This is a genomic window from Endozoicomonas sp. ALB032 (assembly GCF_049310125.1).
Taxonomy (GTDB): domain Bacteria; phylum Pseudomonadota; class Gammaproteobacteria; order Pseudomonadales; family Endozoicomonadaceae; genus Endozoicomonas_A.
Genome location: NZ_JBLYNW010000001.1, coordinates 6,399,017 through 6,420,270, shown reverse-complemented (window position 1 = coordinate 6,420,270; position 21,254 = coordinate 6,399,017). Strand labels below are relative to the sequence as shown.

The window sequence follows — 21,254 nt, the reverse complement described above, 5'->3', positions numbered from 1 at the left end:
TAAGCCGTTGAGAGAATCTAGTTCACAGTGGCAAATCTGGTAAGCTGCTTGGTAGAATTGATTGGTTTTTTCAGGGAAGGAATACCTCCATACTTTCTGACAGGGTTTACTCGATAGTTTGATCCGAAACAATCCAGTCTGTATTTCTTTGTGCTGATTTCTTTTGGTTGGCTATGAAGGTGTCATTTCCTGACCTTGAGACCAGCTGATGCTGTTTTCACGGCTGTGGAAGGGGGCTCAGGCGCTGCAGCCCCTGACTCGAAAAGGGCACCCAGGGTATAAGAGTAAGGAATACTATCTGCGTGGGAAAATGACCATTTAGGCACATTTTCCCTGAAGTATTTCTCCCAGCTATTCTCGAACAGCTTCATGGTGCGATCCCGGCGTTCACGAAACTGCAGGTAATTTTCGTGTCGGGTCCAGCCATACATCGTGTCGTCTGCTTTAATACGGTTCGCATAGGCTTCATCGGTTTCGGTCAAGCGTTGAGGCAAAGCAACAGCAGTACGTTTCACATATTCACCGTCCGTTTCACCCATGCCTATCCAGCGATTAATTTTGTCCAGGCTGCGGCCCAAAGGTCCACCCAGCCATTGAGTGAGCATCTTGTTGTCATTCATAAAGAAGTCGAAAGTGAGACTCGACGCCAGAGCGAATCCGAAAGTTTGAGCGTAAGTAAACCCGGATAAAAGGCCATGGGCGTATGATCCGGCTGTGGCTACCGGACCCAATACGAGACCGGCTGTGGCTGAGGCCAGCGTTTTTACTTTTTGTGGCGTCACCCTGTGCAGCAACGGAACCTGAACCCCCTGGCGGGAACCCATGGATTTCACTATTTCGGGCATCAGACGGGAAAGGCTGCGATAGCTCTGTGGGTTGGCATTGTACTGTCTGGCAAACAGCGCAGAGCCGGTTCTTAACAGAATGACCGATGAGGCGGCTTTGCCCAGTGGCATGGCCAGTCCGCCCACTTCAGAGATTTGTTCAATGCCGCTGTGGTAGGCATATTGGCCGGTTCGGTCAAGATCAACAGCGTAGCGTTCCAACCAGTGCTGGAAAGGTGTGAGCATTCTATGCAGGTAATCACCTCTGTTGGTCAGATCCAGAAGATAGAGGAATGACATGTTTGCAAGGGACAGTTTGGCAGCCTGCCAGTGGGTATGAGCGACCAGAAGAGGTTTGTAACTGGAGTAGTACCAGGTGACAGCTTGTACCAGAAAGGCGGAAGGTTTCAGCCAGTAATCCTGTAGCTGCTGCTCAACCATAGCGGCATGAGCCTGCATCAATGTGTCATGGATAGCCCTGATCAGTTCTGATTCGGATAGTCCGGCAACATTGGCATAAGGTGTCAGGGTTTCGTTAATATTGGCCAGAAACGCTGCCGTCCTGCGGCCATTGTCAAAGGCAATATCGTCAAGAACATAGTTGGCGACGACCGCAGCTGAGTACTCTTTCATGCCGGCAACCGACTCTTTCATACCTGCCGGGCCAGTTGCGGTGACGGTCACAGGAGTAAAAGCACTCTTTATGAATTCCTCTGCACCCTTGTCGGACAGCATCCGGACAAGGGCTTTGAGGTCAGGATTGACACCGTTTTTGTAGCCAAGGAAGTGTTCAAATTCAGCCACTGTCTGATAACCATTGACACCTCTGACGGCCTTCATGTAGTTCTCAAGTTCAACCTGGCTGATCAAACCTTCACGCAGCAGAGCCATGATCTTGTTACCACTGGCAGAGTGGGCAGCGAAGTAATCCGAGAAGCTTTTCAGGTCCCCTGGTTGATGCTCGACGAAGTGAATGGCTGTTTTGCCCATGGTGTGAATTTCGTTGTCGTATTGTTGTGCACCGGTTTTCATCCCATCTCTGGCTATGAGCACCAGAAAATGGAGTTCTTCCACGACAGTCATAGGGTCATATTCTTCAGGCCGGAGGGGCGGGAAGTTCGCTTTAAGGTTTTTGAAGATTTCTACAATCCGACTGGCCTGAGCAGACGTCAGTTCGTCTCCAACCATTGCCTGCAGGCGAATCGGTGCAAATTCATCGTCAAAATCGAAATGGGGAAGGCAGGGTATTTCCTTACCGTTTTCTACTGCTGATTGTGCCAGACCCAGTGCCGCTTCAAGAGCTTGTTTCTTGAGAGAGTGCTGCTGCACGAAGTCTTCGATTGCGGCCCGAACCTCCGCCTGTATCGGCGTGTACTGGAAGGGACCATCGTCCATTTCGACGGCTTTCCGGGCAGTCTGCAGGGCTTCCTTCCTTCTCTCAAGGTTTGCTTGTCTGGTTTCAACCTCAGCTTCCAGACGAGCCTGTTCCTGAAGCAGTTGCCGGATCTTGCCGCCAGTCCCATCTTCCCCGCCCAGTAGTAGCTTATGGTTTCTCAGGGCGTTAACCCGTTGTTTATCGGTATCAGCAGGTTCTGGTTTGAGACCCAGGGCATCTTCAGTGGCGTCAAGAATCGATTGGTGATGAATGCCGAGAGCGTCTGCTGCTTCCGATAAAGCTGCTTTTTTATCCATAAGCTCTGAATTCAGCCGAGCTATTTCGTGCTCATGTAAGGTTTTAGTCTTTTCATCGATCTCTCCAGATTCAAGAATCTCCTCTTCTCTGACATACAGATTAATTTGTGCAATGTCCTCTTGGACCACTGCATTGCTCAGTTCCAAACTTTTTCTGTCGTGCTCACGCAGAAATCTTGTGACCAGATTGTACTTTTTCCTGGTTAAAGGCAGTTCACCCTCGACTTTATCGGTTTCGTAACGACCACGAGTGATTGCATAGATTGCAATGCGAGTAAAGTAATCCGATGCTTCCAGTAAATTGAGGTCACTAAACGTCGCGATCCGGAAAGCTTTCGTGGCAGCTCCCATTTCATCAAGAGCTTCTTCCATAGAATCAATGTTCGCGGTGCTGAGAGTTTTTGTGGCAGCTCTCAGTTTCTCAAGGGCTTCATCCTCTGTTACTGCAGAGTTCCGGCGCAGGAAATGTCTGATGTCGTCTAATCGCTCTTCAGGGGTTTGCTCATCATCTGTGGTAAGACCAAACCTGATCTGAATTTTTTTTATTGCCTGATTGAAAACCTTTTCGTGTTCTTCCATGGCAACAGGGGTATTGTCAGTTGTGCGCAAAAATAACGGTTGTTTGTGACGGATAGCATCCAGGTTGTGATTAGTCATCTCCAGCTCACCTTCAGCGTCTTTTACCGCCTGCCTGGCTATGGCTAGCTCACGATCAAGAACGTATCGGGGTTTGGGTCCCAGCCGAGCCATTTGCCTGTCAAGCGCATTCTCAATGGCTGCAATACGCTCAGCAACGTCAGGCTGAGGCACTTTGAAAACTTCTTCATCCAGCTGTTCGAGTTTTGTTTTAATCAGACGGCTTTGGACGTCTAAAGTGGCGTCGTCTTTATAATCTTCAACGTTGAGTTGATGAGCAATTTTATTGTTCCACGCTCTCCTGTGATCTTCATCTTCATAAATTTCGCCTGCTTCTTTAACCCGTAATTCCTGAATTATGTCTCCTAGAGTATGCTGCCGGTCAGAAAGGCTGACATCGTCTTCAAACCTAACCTGCAGATCACTGGCCAGTTTAGCTATGAAAGCTTTGCGCTTTTCCATGGCTGCAGGGTTTTTATGAGGGTCAATATTCATCTCGTGTTCTACAGCTAAAAGATATTCTGCCTGTTTTTCCCTGGCTCGCTGATCCGATTCTTCGACTATCAGGGCAAGACGGGCACGGATTCTGTCGCGTCTGATATCACTCCCCTCTGGGGTCTCCAGAGATGCACTTTCATCTTTCCAGAGGAACTTATCCATCTCATTGAGCAGGTATTCCGAGATATCCTCGCCATCACGCTGTATAGTAACCCTGTCAAGTCTTGTGAGGACCCTGTCAAGTCTTGCTGCTTTGTCGTCCTCTTCATTGATTTCGAGTTTCAGTAATCCTTCCAGGGTTTTCAGTATTTTCAGGGCCTCTTCCTCTGAACGTTGTCTGGCTTGTGTGATGTATTTCTGCATGTGCGTGGAAATGTGCTGGCGACGGAGATACTCATCGTGCTCTCCAGGACAGGTAGCCATCTTCAGAGCTTTTTCCACGTTGGTCAGTTTCACAAATACTACAGGCCCGGTCATGGGGTGGCCCGGTGTTCTGATGTCTTCCAGTTCCTGTTCCAGCTTTGAAAGCTCGAACAGTTTGTCATATACCGTTGATTCCAGTCTGGCGCGGTTATCAGGACCGGGGTTTTCGCTCAGGTCAATACCAAGAACCAATGCCAGAGCTTCTTTTCTGGCCCTGGTGTAAGAATCTTCCATATCGATCTGACGACTCATTGCCTTGAGTTGTTGACGAAGACTTTCTTGATGCGTACTTATTTCCCTGAGCTTTTGAATTAGGCGTCCTTGTTGAACGCCAATGTCTTCATGACTGTCAAAATCCCGGATGTTTAAATAGGTGGCAATGGTTGCATAGATGGATCTGATTTCAGCTTCTTGTTTAGCATCCATTCTGATGTCTTGTTTTTGAAACTGTTTCAGAGCAATCTGAGCTTCATGACTCTTAAGGTGTTGTTGAACGGCCTTGCAACGGGCTTCCAGGTCGTTTTTATTATGTACGACCAGGCCAAATTCTTCTTCATAGTGGGTCAGTTGGTTCAGTCTTATCTGATTAGCCCGTTCCAGCTCTTGATACAGGTACTGTTGAATAGACTGAAAGCGGAAATCCAGATCGTTTTCATTGTATGGAGTGATATCGAGCTTTTTTTCAATGGCCGCCAGCTTTTCTTTTATAGCTTCTACCGGAGGCTGTTCTGTTCCGGCATCCAGGCTGTTGATTTCAAGAAGTTTGTCTCTGATGAGTCTGACCTGTTCTTCCATTGGTCTGGTGTTATCCCAGTTATCAATGCCAAGGTATTCTGCCAGTTGAGCGTTGTGATCCCTTCTGGCTGCATCTACGGATTCAAGAACCTCTTTTTTAAGCATTGGCATTTGAGCGATGTTATACCTAACTCTTCGCACATAGTTTTTGTGTTTTTGCAGCTCCACTTCCCGCTCTTTATTCTGCTGAAGACGATGTTCGCCGATCAGAGTCTCCAGTTTCTTGAGCTGTTGAGGGACTTCCTGGTTATCTTTTTCATCGGAAGCCAGAACGAACTGACGTTCAGTAGTCGCTAGCTTTGCCTGTGCAGTCGCAACCCTGAGCCGTCCTGTTTCGACAACCGCTTTGTTCATTTCATGAATTTTCTGTCGGATGAGTCTGACCTGTTCTTCTGGTGGCCGGGTATCATCCCAGTGATCAATACCCAGATCCTTTGCCAGTTCAGTGTTGTAAGCTTTTCTGGCTTCTTCTCTGGCGTCACGAAATTGTTGTTTTAGCGCCGGAATTCGATCGACTTCCTGTTGCAGTTTCCGTGACTGGTCTTGCAGTCTGAACAGCTCTTTAAGAGCCTTTGAAAGTTCATCCTCAGCCTCTTGTTTGAGTTGAAGTGCTCTGAGTTTTTTTTCCTTTTCGCTGGTGATAGCTTTATTCGATGTGATCTGTAAATGGTTTATAACCCGGATGAGTTCGAATTCTTTTCTCTGCAGCTTGTCCAGTTTGCTATACACCTCAATGAGCTGTGTGATGATGTCGCTCTTGACCTTGGAAGCAAACTGTTCGTTGTCCCCAAGAGCAGCGCCCTGCGCCCCGTTGATACTGCTTAAAATGATTGTCGTTTTCTGAATCTTCTGAATAAACAGCTCGTTAGTCAGAAGATTTCTGATTATGGGTTTGAAGCTGAAGTGTTTTATGAGTTGCTCATGCACCCAGGTTGGTGTGGCGACCGACAAAGCACTCCGGATGTGTCCTATCACGAATTCGAATTCCTCTGCCTGATCCGGAGTGGAGCTGGTCAATGCCTGCTGCAGAGATTCATAATACGCAAGCATAACCATTTTATCCTGGTCAGGTTCAGCATCCTGCTGTTCGGCTAACTCCTGCAATAGTGCCATTTGCCTGCTTTGAATGATGTACTGGTAGCTTTTTAGCTTATCTTTTTTTACCGGTATGGTTAATTCAAGGTTGGGGTAATCGGCGTCACCGCCTGCATAGAGACTATAAAGGCCTTCCACAAAAGCGCTGTCGGCTGGATTCTGTATCTGACCATGAAAAACAATCGTCTCCCCCGGAGCCTGTGTCACTTCCATTCTCGGATAACCATCAGGTACAGGACGGGCTTGTGTATCATCCTCAACGTAGACAACATATCCGATGGGCTTCTGATGTGATAAGAGTTTATTCAGCGCCTCCTGTTTTAAACTCTCTCCCTGGATATGGACCTGAGCATAGGCAGAGGTGGCTGCTGCAAAAAGAGCCTCATCATTGATAAAGAGCGATTGACCCAGACTTTGCAGTTCAGGAGGCTGATCGCTCGCTGCGATAAGACGCATGAAGGTGCGCCCGTTCACTTCAACTTTGTCTACTTTAATGGTGGCAAGGGCAACGTAGTCATCAACTTCGCCGAGGTTGCCTGCTCTTTTATTCGCACCGTTCAGTATTGCAGCCAGTTGTTCGGGACAGGCAACTTTCGTCAACTGTTGTAATGATTGTGATTCAGTGCCTTCAGGCCGGGCGCGAACAGCCCTGATAGAATCCTGATCGGTCATTCCTTTTCTGACTTCAATGACCATTTGCTTTTCTGCAAGGTTATGGGTGAACCTGAAGACTCCCTCATCACCTGCCTTCAGTACTTTTGTGTACCTCTGAGCAACATTACTCTCGTCGGTTTCAAATACATCAACACTGGAAGCGCCACCATCAACATCAGAAAGAATTTCTGTAAAGCCTGCTGAATGAACGCGGTAGCTTGCCCTGTCATGAGCCTCATCAGGGTAGATGGTTGTGAAGGATTTGGGTATTGGCTGCTGGTCATCACCTAAAGTTGGCTGAACGATGACTTCACTATGGGTAAACTCCGCATGTCCACTGTCATGAATATCGAAAGATTTTATCTGCAGCCTGCGGTCGGCCAGTGCCTGTGTACTGATGATGGAAGAACCGATCGCAACGGTCACTGCAAGGCTTAATGCATTGTGGCGGACATTTGTCATTCTACTACCTCAGAGCAGGGTACTTGTATTACCGTGAGAAGTGACTGCAGCACCAGGCGAGGAAGTAGCTTTTATTTAAGGCTGTCTGCTGAAGCTGCAGGTCGAAAACTCGATTGGGGGGCATACCTCTTTTCATGACCGTGAATTGTCTGATCACCACCCTTTTGCCATTTGTAAAAGGCTCCAAGAGTGTAGGAGTATGGAATGCTTTCTGCATGGGAAAACGACCATTTAGGTACATTTTCCTTAAAGTATTTCTCCCAGCCATTCGCAGACATCTTCATGGTGCGATCACGGCGTTCACGGAAATGCAGGTAATTTTCGTGCCGCGTCCAGCCATGCATCATGTCACTTGCTTTAATACGGTTTGCATAGGCTTCATCGTTTTCACTGAAGCGCTGAGGCGTAGCAATGGCCGTACGTTTGAAATATTCATCCTGGGTTTCACCCATGCCCAGCCAGCGATTAATCCTGTCAAGGCTTCGACCCAGAGGTCCACCCAGCCATTGAGTTAGCATCTTGTTGTCGTTCATAAAGAAGTCGAAAGTGAGACTCGATGCCAGGGCGAATCCGAGGGTTTGAGCGTAGGTAAAACCGGATAAAAGACCGTGGGCGTATGTTCCGAAGTTGGCTACCGGACCCAGCACCAGACCGGCTGTGGCAGAGGCCAGAGTTTTTACTTTTTGTGGTGTCACCCTGTGCAGCAGGGGTACCTGAACCCCTTGCCCGGAACCCATGGATTTGACTATTTCGGGTACCAGGCGGGACATGCCGCGATACATCTGCAGGTTGGCGTTGTGCTGTCGGGTAAACAGCATGGAGCCGGTTTTCAGCAAAATGACGGAGGAAGCGGCTTTACCCAATGGCATGGCCAACCCACCCAGTTCAGAGATTTGTTCAATTCCACTGTGGTAGGCATATTGACCGGTTCGGTCAAGATCAACACCATAGTGCCCCAACCAATGCTGGAAAGGTATCAGCATCCTGTGGGTGTAATCACCTCTGTTGGTCAGATCCAGAAGATAGAGGAATGCCATGTTTGAGAGGGACAGTTTGGCAGCCTGAAAGGTGCTAAGGACTACCAGCAGGGGTTTGTAGCTGGAGAAGTACCAGGTGACAGCCTGTACCAGACAGGCTGAAGGTTTGACCCAGTAATCATTGAGCTGCTGCTCAACCGCTGCGGCATGAGCCAGCATCACTGTGTCATGGATAGCCTTGATCAGTTCTGATTCAGAGAGTCCGGCAGCATTGGCGTAAGGTGTCAGGGTATCCTGAACGTTGGCCAGAAACGCAACTGTCCTGCGGCCATTGTCAAAGGCAATATCGTCTAGAGCATAATTTGCGATGACAGCAATTGCGTACTCTTTCATGCCGGCAACAGACTCTTTCATACCCGTCGGGCCAGTCACCGCCACAGCTGCTTTTTTATCTTTCAGGTCTAAATTCAGTCGAGATACTTCGTGCTCATGGAAGGTTTTAGTCTTTTCATCGATCTCTCCAGAATCAGGAATCTCCTTTTTTCTGAGATCCAGATTATTTTGTGCAATATTTTCTTCGACCACTGCCTTGGTCAGTTCCGTACTTTCTCTGTCGTGCTCAGCCAGAAGTTTTGCGACCGGAGTGTACTTTTTCCAGGTTAAAGTCAGCTCGCCCTCGACTTCATTGGTTTTGTCACGGCCATAAGCATCTAAATAGGCTTTAAGTGCAGTAGAGAAAGACGATAAATCGTTGCCATTTTCCACCCAGGTGTCCATAGCTTTTATGACAGCTTCGAGTTTTTCAAGCGCCTGACCGATTTCTACAGTGTCAAATTGCTCTTCAGGGGCAGGGGCAGGGGCATCGCCTGCAGGCAGACCCAATGTTCTGGTGCTCTCTTGCTGAAGCTGTTGCTTTTGTTCAGTGATCTGAGCGACCTGCTCATTAAGGTGTTGCCTGATGGCCTGACAACGGATTTCCGGGTCCTTTTCGTTATCCGGGATCAGACCCAGCTGACCTTCAATGTCAGCCAAATGATTCTCAGCTGCCTGTACCCGATCGGCCTGTTCTGCTTTTAGTCGCTCCAGGTGCTGTTGAAGAGACTGATAGCGGTCATTCAGATCGTTTTCATTGTCTGGAGTAATATCGTGTTTGCTTTCAATGGCCGCCAGTTTTTCTTTTAAAGCTTCTTCCCGAGGCTGTCCCGTTGCAGCAACCGATGTTGAGGCCATTGATGCCGCAGCAGTCGATGTTGGTGCAATTGATGTTGGTGCAATTGATGTTGGTGCAATTGATGATGGTGCAATTGATGATGGTGCAATTGATGTTGGTGCAATTGATGATGGTGTAATTGATGCTGCGGAAATCGTTGTTGGGGTAATCGATGTTGCGGCAACCGTTGTTGGGGTAATCAATGTTGTGATAACCGGTTGCTTGATTTCATGAATTTTCTGACTGATGAGTCTGGCTTGTTTTTCTGGTGGCTGGGTATCATCCCAGTTATCAATACCAAGTTCTGCTGCTATTTGAATGTTGTAATCTCGCCTGGCTGCTGCTGTTGCTTCAAGAACTTTTTTTTTCAGGATTGGAATTCGATCGACTTCCTCCTGAAGATTCTGAATCCAGTTATTCCGTTCTGCCAGCTCTTTTTCGATCTCAGCGTCCTGCTCCCAGATGTGTTGCTGAATGGTCTGGCAACGGACTTCCAGATCCCTGCCTTCAACCGGGATAAGGCCGAGCTGACCTTCAATGTAAGCCATATTATTCAGGATTATCCGATCGGTTAATTCTTCCGGGAGCACACCTTGCTGACAATCAATGTAAGCCAGATTATTCTGGATTATCCGATCAGTTAGCTCTCTCTTTCGTTGCAGGTGCTGTTTAATGGACTGAAGGATACCCAGATCCTCTTCATTAACCGAAGTAATATCTCGCTTGCGGCCAATGACCTCCGGTTTTGCTTTTTCAGCTTCTTCATCAGGCTGTCTTGTTACGGTAATCCGTTGCTTGATCTCATCAATTTTATCTATGATGAGTCTGGTTTGTTCTTCGGGTGGCCGGGTATCATCCCAGTCATCAATACCAAGCCCTGCTGCCATTTGAGCGTTGCGAACTTTTGTGGCTTCTGCTGCGACATCATCGGCTTTTTTTTCCAGCTCCGGGATTCGTTTGGCATCCTCCCGAAGTTCATAAACCGTGTTTTTGATCACCTCGAACGTTTGACGAAGCTCTTTAAGCCCAGCCTCAAATTTCTCACTGAGTCGTTCTGGTTTCATTTTTTCCTCACCGTTGGCAGCGGCCATTGCCATTGTGCCGTGGCCTAATGTTTTGGCTGTACCGGCGAGTTGCCCGGCGAGTTCGGCCTCTCCTGCCCGCAGCACTTCCGTCGTGCTTGCCATCTCGAGCATCTGTTGGTTAATGTCACCCATAACTTTGGGGGAAAAGGAGGAAAACTTTTTGCCTTCGCCATCAGCAAAGCGCTTCATCGCTGTGTTAATAGAGGATATAAATTTTTGAATATTGTGATTAAAATTATGGCTAATCAGAAGATTTTTAAGTACGGGTTTGAAGCTGAAGTTTTTTATGAGTTGAAACTGCATCCAGATTGGCGTGATGACCAATGAAGCGATTCTGATGTGTCCTGTTGTGAACTCAAATTCATCGGTTCCATCGGCAATAGCACTGTTTAATGCCTGTTGAAAAGACTCATAATAGGTAAGCTCTGACAGGTTATCTTCGTTAAGTTTGGCATCGTAGTTTTCAGCCAACTCTGCAGCCAACTCCTCCAGCAGTGCCATCTGCCTGCTTCTAATAATGTACTGGTAGCTTTTGATCTTGTCTTTTTTAACCTCTGCAGTGAGTTCTTTAACTGTATATTCTTCCCAGATGTCAAGCTGGCTTTTCACAAAAGCAATATCGGTCGGGTTCTGTTTCTGACCACGAAAAACAATTATCTCCTCCGAGGCTTGATCCACTTCCAGCTTTGGATAACCCTCGGGCACAGGATAAGCCTGTGTGTCATCCTCGACGTGGACAACATAGCCAACAGGTCTATGGTACGACAGTAGTTTGTGGAGAACTCTCCGTTGTAGTTTTTCCCCCAGAACATGAACCTGGGCATAGGCAGAGTTGGCTGCTGCTAAAAGAGCTTCATCATTAACAAAGAGCGATTGCCCCAGGCGCTGCAATTCAGGGAGTTGATCGCCCGCAACCACTGGACGCATAAAAGTGCGTCCGTTCACTTCAACTTTTTTTACTCTAATGGTGGCAAGGGCAACATAGTCATCCCTTGCACCAAGGTTTCCCGCTCTTAGTTGGGCACCTTTCAGTGTTGCGGCCAGCTGTTCGGGGCCGGCGACTTTTGTTAACGGATCTATTGGTTGGATGTCACCTGACTGAGCTCGAACGGCGTCAATTGAGTTCTGATCGGTCATCCCTTTTCTGACTTCAATGACCAGTTTTTTTTCTGCAAGATTATGGGTGAACTTGAAGACTCCTTCATCACCTACCTTCAGGACTCTGGTATATTTCTGAGCAACGTCATTCTCGTCTGTTTCAAACAGATCTACACTGGCAACGCCACCCTCTATGCCAGAAAGTACGTCTGTGAAGCCTTCAGAAGGAACGTCATAGCCCGCTCTGACTTCAGTCTGATCAGGGTAGGTGGTTGTAAAGGATTTAGGTATGGGTTGCTGGTCATCACCTAAAGTTGGCTGAACTATGATCTCACTCTGGATAAACTCCACGTGTCCACTGCCCAGAATATCGACAGATTTTGTCTGCAGCCTGCGATCGGCCAACGCCTGTGTACCAAAGATGGAAGAACCGATTGCAACGGCCACAGCAAGGTGCAATGCATTGGGACGAGCATTTGTCATTCTGTTACCTCAGGACTGATTACTTTAATTACCGTGAAAAGTGTTTGCCACATGTGGCAAGGAAGCGACTTTTAATCGCTCGTGGCTGTCGTTTTCCAGAAAGCGACAATGTGTTTCTACCCTCGTCGGGATAAATGGTGGTTTTTAGTTCTTTTAAAAATCTCCGAGTCAGAGCACGAGCTAATCTGCCTCATCGGGATCATAACCTTCCAACTCTCCCTGATCTTCCATTTCATCAAGATTCGGTTCATAGGGAGCCGGTTCCGGAGTACCGGAGTCATCATCATCAAGCATGAACTGTTCAGTGTCGGGTTGATCATCGTCGTCCTCTAGTCCGCTCAAGTCTGCATGGTTCACAGAGGCAAAGCCCAATGCCAATAGAATGGTCAGGAACGAGGCCCCCGAAATTGCAAAAGCCCGGAGCCTTTTGACAGAAAGCCAGTTTATTGGCTCGGGTTTCCCGGGAGCGAAGGAAGCATAAGCCTTGCAATTAAATGTCTCTTTTTCTGAATTGACCCGGGGGGCATTCATTTGAGCTGTTTTTTCAGGAATGGAATACATTGTTTCGTACCTCTTCATAGGGGTGAATCGGTAGCCCAATCAGAGAGAGAAAGCAGTATGAATTTCTTTATACCGGCTTCTTCTTGATGGCTATGAAGTGAGCATCTGCTGGTTTCTGATATCAGAGTTCGTCGCGGGGATTTTTATCGTCTCCCCGATCTTCATCAAGATTGAACGCAAGACCAGCCATTGCTGGATTTACAGCTGCCGGGGATTTCTCAGGCGCTGCAGTGGGTGTCGCGGTTGTTATCGGCACAGGTTCAGAGCTTTCCCTGAATTCATCCAGTATAATGGGTGGAATAACTTCAGTCTTTGTCACCGGAGAAGTCTTCGTGGACTCGGAAAGAAGCGCTTCCACTGAAGTCATCACCGGTGTTTCACGGGGCACTGGCGTGGCACTGCCGGTGGTTGCTTGTTGCCTGGTTGATTCACCGACCTTTTGCCATTCATAGAAGACACCTAAAGTGTAAGAGTAAGGAACACTTTCTGCATGGGAGAATGACCATTTAGGTACATTTTCCCTGAAGTATTTCTCCCAGCCATTCTCAAACATCTTCATGGTGCGATCCCGGCGTTCACGGAAATGCAGATAATTTTCATGACGCGTCCAGCCAGGCATGCTGTTGCTTGCCTTAACACGGTTTACATAATCCTCACCGGTTTCATTGAAGCGTTGTGGCGTGGCAACAGCCGTGCGTTTCACATATTCAGCGTCCGTTTCACCCACACCTCGCCAGCGATTAATCCTGTCAATACCACGCCCCAGAGGACCACCCAGCCATTGAGTGAGCATCTTGTTGTCGTTCATGAAGAAGTCGAAAGCAAGGCTCGATGCCAGAGCGAACCCAAAGGTTTGAGCATAGGTAAATCCTGATAACAGACCCTGGGCGTATGCTCCGGCAGTGGAAATCGGCCCCAGCACGAGGCCGACTGTGACAGAGGCCAGACCTTTCACTGCTTGTGGTGTCACCCGGTGCAGCAGCGGCACCTGAACGCCTTGTCCGGAACCCATGGATTTTACTATCTCAGGCATCAGGCGATAAATGCTGCGATACCTATGGGGGTTGGCGTTGTACTGTCTGGCAAAGAGCATGGAGCCGGTTCTGAGCAGAATGGCTGAGGAAGTGGCCTTGCCCAATGGCATTGCCAGCCCGCCTACTTCAGAGAATTTTTCAATTTCTCTGTGGTAGGCATATTGCCCGATTCGGTCAAGATCAACACCGTAGCGTTCCAACCAGTGCTGGAAAGGGGTGAGCATCCTGTGCGTGTAATCACCTCTGTTGGTCAGATCCATAAGATAGAGGAACGAAATACTTGAGAGGGCCAGGTCGGCTGCATGCCAGGCAGTGTAGGTCATCAGTAGAGGTTTGTAGCTGGTGTAGTACCAGGTGACAGCCTGAACCAGATAGGCTGAAGGTTTGAGCCAGTATTCATTTAGCTGCTGTTCAACCGCTGCAGCATGTGCCAGCACCAATGTGCTATTGATAATCTTGATCAGCTCTGATTCAGCCAGGCCAGCTGCATTGGCATAAGGTGTCAGGGTATCCTGAACATTGGCCAGGAATGCGGTCGTTTTGCGGCCGTTTTCAAAGGCAATATCGTCAAGAACATAGTTGGCGATAACTGCAGCGGCGTACTCTTTCATGCCGACAACAGACTCTGTCATACCTGTCGGGCCAGCGGCAGTCACAGCCACATTAGCAAAGGCACTCTGCATGAATTCCTCAGCAACCTCATTGTCCAGCCTTTGGACAACAGCTCTGAAGCGGGGCACATTGACTTTGTGCCTGTAGCCAAGAGCGTGTTCAAATTCATCTGCTGGCAGATAGCCATCGATACCTCTGACAGCTTTCATGTAGTTCTCAAGTTCAACCTTGTTGATCAGACCATCACGCAGCAAAGCTATGATCTTGCCACCACTGGCAGAGTGGGCAGCGAAGTATTCCGAGAAGTCTTTCAAGTCCCTTTGCTGGTGTTCGATGCAGTGAATAACCGCTGAGCCTATGCTACGAATTTCGTCGCCGAATTCTTTTGCTCCAATGTTTCTCTCAATCCATGCCCTGGTCGTGAGTGTTTGGATTTTCCTGAGAACATTTCGAGATCGATCTTCTGAAAGCAGGGGGAGCGGGAAAGCTGTTTTCAGGCTTCTGAACATTTCCACAATCTGACCGGCCTGTTGAATCCTCAGTTTGTTTCCGACTTTTGCCCGCAAGCGAATCGGTGCAAATTCATCGTCAAAATCGAAACCTATAAAGTCGGGGGGGGTCTTACCGCTATAGGCTGCTGCTTCCTGCAGGCCAATGGCGGCCTGAATAGCTTGTTTTTTGAGAGGGTGTTCCTTCGAGAATTTGTGGATAGCGTCCAGAGCCTTTACCTGTCTCGGCGTGTACTGGAAGGGACCGTCCTCTTCTTCGACGGCTTTCTCTGCAGTCTTCAGGATTTCCTTCCTTCTCTCAATTTTTGCCTTCCCGGCTTTAATCTCGCCTTTGAGACGGGCCTGTTCCTGAATCAGTTGCCGGATCCTGCCGCCGGTGCCGTCGTGCCCGCCAAGTTGTACCTGTTTGTGTCTCAGGGCATTAACCCGGTGTTCACTGGTGTCAGTGGCGTCTGGTTTAAGTCCCACCGTTTTTTCCAAGGGGGCAAGAGACGTTTTATGAAAATCCGTCAGGTCCTCTTCTGCTTTTGATACCTCTTTACTTTTCAGTTTCAGGGCCAAATTCAGCCGCGCTATTTCGTTCTTATGTATGGTTTCAGCCATGTCATCAGTGTTTCTACAACGCTTGATCTCCTCTTTTTTAAGGTCCAGCTTCTGTTGTGCATTCCTCTTTTCAAACCACGCATTGGTCACTTTTAAGTTTTTCCTGTCGTGATCAACCAGAAATTGCCTGACCAGAGAGTTCTTTATCCGGGTTGAAGCCAGTTCACCCAATGATCCACCGAATTTACCGGTCCCGTACAAACCAGGAATTTTTTTGTGCAGATCGACAATAAACTCTTCATGTTCTTCCGTAAAACTGAGGACATTTCCTTTTATCTCAATGTTCCTGTTTGTTTTGGCTCTCAGTTCCTTAACGATGTTATCCCGTTGTTCCTGACTGCATCCCCGCAGGTAATGTTTGACGTTCTCCATTCGTTCTTGAGGGGGCTGTGAGTCACCCGAATCCAGACCCAGATGGGTATGGAATTCTTTCATTGCCCGGTTTATAACCGTTTTTTCTTCATCCGAAAGGTGTTGCTGGCTGGCAAGGCTCCACGCAAATACCAGGTGTTTGTCACCAATCTTATGTAGCTTGCGATGAGCTGAGTCCAGGTCATTCTCGGCTAACTTTATTGCCCATCTGGCCCTGGCAACATCACGATCAAGAACGTATCGGGGTTTAGGTCCCAGACGAGCCATTTGCTTGTCAAGCTCATTTTCAATAGTTGCGATACGCTCATTAACGCCAGACTGACCCGCTTTGAAAACTTCTTCATCCAGCTGATCAAGTTTTGCGCCAATTAGACTCTTTTGTTCGTTTATACTGGCGTGATATCCATAGTTCTCAATGTTAAGTCGATCAGCAATTTGATTGTTACTGATTCTTTTGCCGCCTTCATCGTGATAGATTTCGTTTACTTCTTCTCTTAATGCCTGAATTTTGTCTTTTAGAGCATCCTTCTGGTCAGACAGGTTGTCATCCTGTTCAAACTCTAACTGCAGATCACCGGCCAGTTTAGCCGTGAAAGCTTTGCCTCTTTCTATAGCAGCAGGGTTTTTATGAGGGTTGATCGCCAGCTGGTCTTCTATAGCCAAAAGGTATTCTGCCTGCTTTTCTATGGCTCGCTGATCAGACTCTTCGATTGCAAAGGCAAGACGCTCACGAATTGTGAAGAGTTTGAGATTCGTCTCTGGCAGATCCCCCTTCAGTGCCTCCAGGTCATGTCTGTCCAGCTCACACCAGAGGAGCTCGATCATTTCAACCAGCTTGTAATTTGATATATCACCGCCATCAAGCCTTGTACGAACCCTTTCCAGTCTTGCTGCTTTGTCATCACCTTCATTGCTTTGGAGGTCTAATATTTTTTCCAGGAAATACAGTGATATCAGGGCATTTTCCTCTGACCGCTCTTTGGCTTCTGTGATGAACATCCGTATACCTTCAGAAACAGCCAGACGATGGAAGTATACATCGTCCTCTTTACGGTAAATCACCTCCTGCTCCAGGACTCTTTCCACGGCGCGAAGTGTCCCAAATACTTCAGGCATGGCTCTGGGGTGGCCTGGTGTTCTGATGTCTTCCAGCTCTGTTTGCAGTTCTTTTTCCAACTCTGAAAGCCTTAAGAGCCGGTCTTGTAATGTTGACTGCGGTTTGGCACGATTTTCCAGTGCGGTGTCTTTATTCAGGATTGCCTGATCGGTTAGTTTCAGCATATTCTGCAGGTGCGGTTGAAGGAGCCGATAGCGGGCATCCGGATCGTTTTCATCCTCTGGAGTCATAGCTTGCTTTCTTTCAATGGCCGCTGGTTTTTCCTTTAAAGTTTCTTCCCGAGAATGTAGTGCTGCGGCTCCTGTTGCGATAACCGGTGTTGTGGCAAGAGGCGTTGCGCTAACCGGTGTTGGGGCAATTGATGCTGTTGCAAGAGGCGTTGCGCTAAGCGGTGTAGTGGCAATGGATATTGCGCTAACCGATTGCTTGATTTTATGAATTTTATGGCTGATAAGTCTGGTTTTTTTTTCTAGTGCCTGGGTATCATCCCGATCATCGGTACCTGGTTCTGATGCCCGTCGGGTGTTGTCAGTTTTTCCGACCTCTTCGCCGGTATCACCAGTAACCGGTGTTGGGGCAATTGATGTTGCGGTAACCGGTTGCTTGATTTCTTGAATTTTCTCTCTGATGAGCCTGAATTGTTCTTCGATTGGCTGGGTATCATCCCAGCCATCGATACCAAGCACTGCTGCCAGTTGAGCGTTGTATTTTTGAGTTTTTATTGGAACTGCTGCACGAGCTTCTTTTTTCAGAATTGGAATTCGATCGACTTGCTTCTTAATAAGCTGTAACCATGTTTTGCGTCCATCGTGCTCATCTAGAAAGTTCATAAATTGTTGTTCGATCTCAAGTGACTGCTCCTGAATGCGCTGCTGAAGACCCCGGTGACGGGTTTCAAGGTCATCTTCATTGTCCGGAACCAGGCCGAGCTTGCCTTCACAAAAAGAGAGGTTTTCCCGTATTTCCTGATCGGTTAGTCCTTCGTTTTGTGGCAGTAGCTCTCGCTGTTGAACGAACTCAAGGGTATCCAGATCGTCTCCATTGATCGTAGTCATACTGCGTTTGCCGCCAATAGCGGCCGGTTTTGCTGTTGCAGCTGCTTCATCAGGCTTTCCTGTTGCCGCAACCGATGGTTTCATTTCAGCAATTTTTTTTCTAATAAGTCTGGCTTGTTCTTCGGGTGGCTGAGAATCATCCCAGTCATCAATGGCAAGCTCCGCTGCCAGTTGAGCGTTACGAGCTTTTGTGGCATCTGCTCTGGCATCACGAACTTGTTGTTCCAGCTCTTGAATTCGATCGGTTTCATGCTCAAGTTGATTTTGAACAGGCTGTCGAGCGATCTCGGCTGCCTGCTGCTTAAGGTGCTGGTGAATGGCCTGATGTCGGGCTTCAAGATCATCTTTGTTTTCCGGAACCAGACCAAGATAATTCTCAAAGATAGTCAGCTTTTTCCGTACTTCCGATTTGGGTAGTGTTATTTCATTTTGTTGTAGCCGTTGTTGAATGAACAGAAGGGTGTTCGGATTGTATTGATTGACCGAAGCAATACCGCGCCAGCCACCAATGGCGGCTGGTTCTGCTGTTAGAGCTCCTTCATCAGACTGCCCTGCTGCCGCCATCGATGCGTATATTTCACTAAATTTTTTTACTATGAGTCCGAATTGTTTATCGAGTGGCAGGTTATCATCCCAGTCATCAATACCAAGATTTAATGCTGAAAGAGCGTACTTAGCTTTTCTGCCATTTCTACTGAGAGTATGAACCAGCTTTTTCAGCAATGGAACCAGATCGGCTTTCTTCTGAAGTTTCTCTATCCAGTCTTTCTGTTCATTCTGCTCGAAGTGTTCAGGAATGCTCTGCTGACGGGTTTCCAGCTGGTCTTCATTGGCCGAAATAAGACGACGCTTGTTTCCAATGCCCGCCAGTTGTGCTTTGACCGTTTTTTCATCAGTCTGTTCTGTTACGAAGTCCGGTGGTTTGATTTCCTGAATTTTTTTTCTGATGAGTCTGGCTTGTTGTTCGAGTGGCAGAGTATCGTCCCAGTTATCAATACCAAGTTCTGCTGCCGTTTGAGCGTTGCGATCTTTTGTGGCGTCTGCTCTGGCATCATATACTTGTTCTTCCAGTGGCTGGCTATCGTCCCGGTTATCAATACCAGGCTTTGCTGCCTCTTTAGTGTTGTGTTCTTCTACAATGGCTCTGGCAATACCAACATTTTTTTCCAGCTGCTGAATTCGTTTGGCTTCCTGCTGAAGTTTCTCTAACCAGTTTTTCAGTTCTTCCTGCTCTTGTTGATTCTGACCATGTTGTTTTACGGCCTCAAGTCTCTGCTCCTGAAGGTGCTGTAGAATGGCCTGGTAGCGGGCTTGAAGGTCATCTTCATTGTTCGTAACCAGACCGAGTTGAACTTCAAAGATTGCCAGATTTTTTCGGAATTCCTCACTGTTTTTTTTCAGCTGCTGTTGAACGAATTGCAGGGCACTCAGATTGTCCTCATCCACTGAAGCTATATTGGGCTCGCCACCAATGGCCCCCGGTTCTGCTTTTAAAGCTTCTTCGTAAGACTTTGCTGTTGCAGCGAACGGTCTGTAGATTGCGCGAATTTTTTCTTTAATGAGTCGTTCTTCTATTGGCAGGGCACCTGCTCTGGCATTACGAATTTGTTGCTCCAGGCTGAGAACTCCTTTGACCTCCTGCTGAATTTCTCCTGACGGGTTTTGCAGTTCATCCCTCAATTTACGATTTTCTGCAAGCGCATCCTCAACTTGTCGCTTGAGTTGAAGTGCTCTGAGTTGTTTCTCTACACTGGTAGTGGCCTTCAATGTGAGCTTTAACTGGTCTCTAAGCCGGGTGAGTCTCCTTGCTTCTGTTTGCAGCTCTTCCTGCATGCTTTCTATCTTAACCAGCTGTTTGGAAATGCTGCTGGCAAACTTTCCCTCGACCCCGGGAGCACCGTTGTGGGCCTGGTTGATAGCGGTTACCACTTTCTGAATATCCTGAATAAAGAGCTGATTAGCCAGAAGATCTTTAACTATGGGTTTAAAGCCGAAGTGTTTTTCGAGTTGATTCTGCACCCAGGTTGTCGTCACCCCTGACGAAGCCTGTCTGATGTCTTCTATCGTTAATTCAAAGTCATCGGCTTGATCCGGGCTGGCATTGGTCAACGCCTGCTGGAGAGATTCATAGTATGTAAGCGTAATCAGTTCAGCTCTGCCAACTACAGTATCGTACTGTTCAGCCAACTCCTCCAGCAGTTCCATTTGCCTGTTTCGGATGACGTACTGGTAGCTTTTGACCTTATCTTTTTTTACCTTTGCTGTTACTGGAGTGGGGTTGTTAGCGTCATCTTCTCGCCAGAGGTTGTAGAGGCTTTCCACAAAAGCGATGTCGGCCGGATTTTGTTTCTGAGATCGGAAAACAATAACGCCCCCCCGGACCTCTTCCACTTCCAGCTTTGGATAACCGGCTGGCAAACGATAAGACTGTGATTCGTCCTCAAAATGGAGAACGTAGCCGACGGGTTGATGGTATGACAACAGATCATTCAGGGCTTCCTTTTGTAAGTCTTCCCCCAGAACATGAACCTGGGTATAGGCAGAGGTGGCTGCTGCAAAAAGCGCCTCATCATTAACAAAGAGCGATAGACCCAGGCGCTGAAGCTTAGTAGGCTGATCGCCTGCTGCGATAAGTCGCATGAAGGTGCGCCCTTCTACGTCCACTTCGTCTACTTCAATGGTGGCAAGGGCAACGAAGTTATCAACTTCGCCAAGGTTTCCCGATCTTTCATTGGCGCCTTTCAGTATTGCGGTTAACTGTTCTGGGCCTGCAACTTTCGTTAATGGTTCTAATGGTTGGGTGTCGTCTAATTGAGTTCGAACAGCTGCAATTGAATTCTGATCAGTCATTCCTTCTCTGACTTCAATGAGCAGCTCCTTTTCTGCAAGATTATGGGTGAATCTGAAGACTCCTTCATTGCCAACCTTGAGGACTTTTGTGTATTTTTGGGCAATGTCATTCTCGTCTGTTTCAAACAGATCAATATTGGAAACGCCACCCTCGATGCCGGAAAGAACCTCTGTGAAGCCTTCAGAAGGAACGTCGAAGCCTCCTCTGACCTGAGCCTGATCAGGGTAGGTGGTAGTAAAGGAATTGGGGATTGGCTGCAGGTCATCATCTAACGTTGGCTGAACTATAACCTCGCTACGCGTGAATTCCGCATGTCCATTGTCTGGTATATCGATCGATTTCGTTTGTAGCTTGCGTTCGGCGAATGCCTGTGTACCAACGATGGAAGAACTGATTGCAACGGCCACTGCAAGGCTTAATGCATTGGGGCGAGTCTTTGTCATTCTACTACCTCAGAGTTGAATGCTTTGATTACCGTGAAAATTGACTGCCAAACCGGGCGAGGGGGGTAACTTTCAATCGCTCATGGCAGTTTCGGTAAGCTGTTGAGAGAATTTAGTTCACAGTGGCTAATCCGGTTAGCTGCTGAGCAAATTTAGTTCACAGTG

4 protein-coding genes are annotated in these 21,254 nt (G+C 47.8%); all 4 read right to left on the bottom strand.

The window, feature by feature from the left end; genetic code table 11:
• Nucleotides 1-182: 182 nt before the first annotated feature.
• Nucleotides 183-7,079, bottom strand: a complete 6,897-nt coding sequence (locus ACO6VG_RS23940) for a hypothetical protein (protein ID WP_422475956.1) — start codon at nt 7,077-7,079, stop codon at nt 183-185.
• Nucleotides 7,080-7,150: 71 nt separating this feature from the next.
• The gene (locus ACO6VG_RS23935) at nt 7,151-11,932 is read right to left on the bottom strand and encodes a hypothetical protein (protein WP_422475954.1); all 4,782 of its coding nucleotides are present in this window, start codon (nt 11,930-11,932) and stop codon (nt 7,151-7,153) included.
• A 180-nt stretch (nt 11,933-12,112) separates the two neighbouring features.
• Nucleotides 12,113-12,493 carry a hypothetical protein gene (locus ACO6VG_RS23930; protein ID WP_422134608.1) on the bottom strand — a complete coding sequence of 127 codons (381 nt, stop codon included), beginning with the start codon at nt 12,491-12,493 and terminating at the stop codon, nt 12,113-12,115.
• Nucleotides 12,494-12,614: 121 nt separating this feature from the next.
• Nucleotides 12,615-21,089, bottom strand: coding sequence for a hypothetical protein (locus tag ACO6VG_RS23925; RefSeq protein ID WP_422475952.1), 8,475 nt, complete (start codon nt 21,087-21,089; stop codon nt 12,615-12,617).
• Between the last annotated feature and the right edge of the window lie 165 nt (nt 21,090-21,254).

What these genes read in the sequence shown, in the direction of transcription:
- ACO6VG_RS23940 (WP_422475956.1), bottom strand. Translation starts at nt 7,079, where the DNA reads ATGACAAATGTCCGCCACAATGCATTAAGCCTTGCAGTGACCGTTGCG.
- ACO6VG_RS23935 (WP_422475954.1), bottom strand. Translation starts at nt 11,932, where the DNA reads ATGACAAATGCTCGTCCCAATGCATTGCACCTTGCTGTGGCCGTTGCA.
- ACO6VG_RS23930 (WP_422134608.1), bottom strand. Translation starts at nt 12,493, where the DNA reads ATGTATTCCATTCCTGAAAAAACAGCTCAAATGAATGCCCCCCGGGTC.
- ACO6VG_RS23925 (WP_422475952.1), bottom strand. Translation starts at nt 21,089, where the DNA reads ATGACAAAGACTCGCCCCAATGCATTAAGCCTTGCAGTGGCCGTTGCA.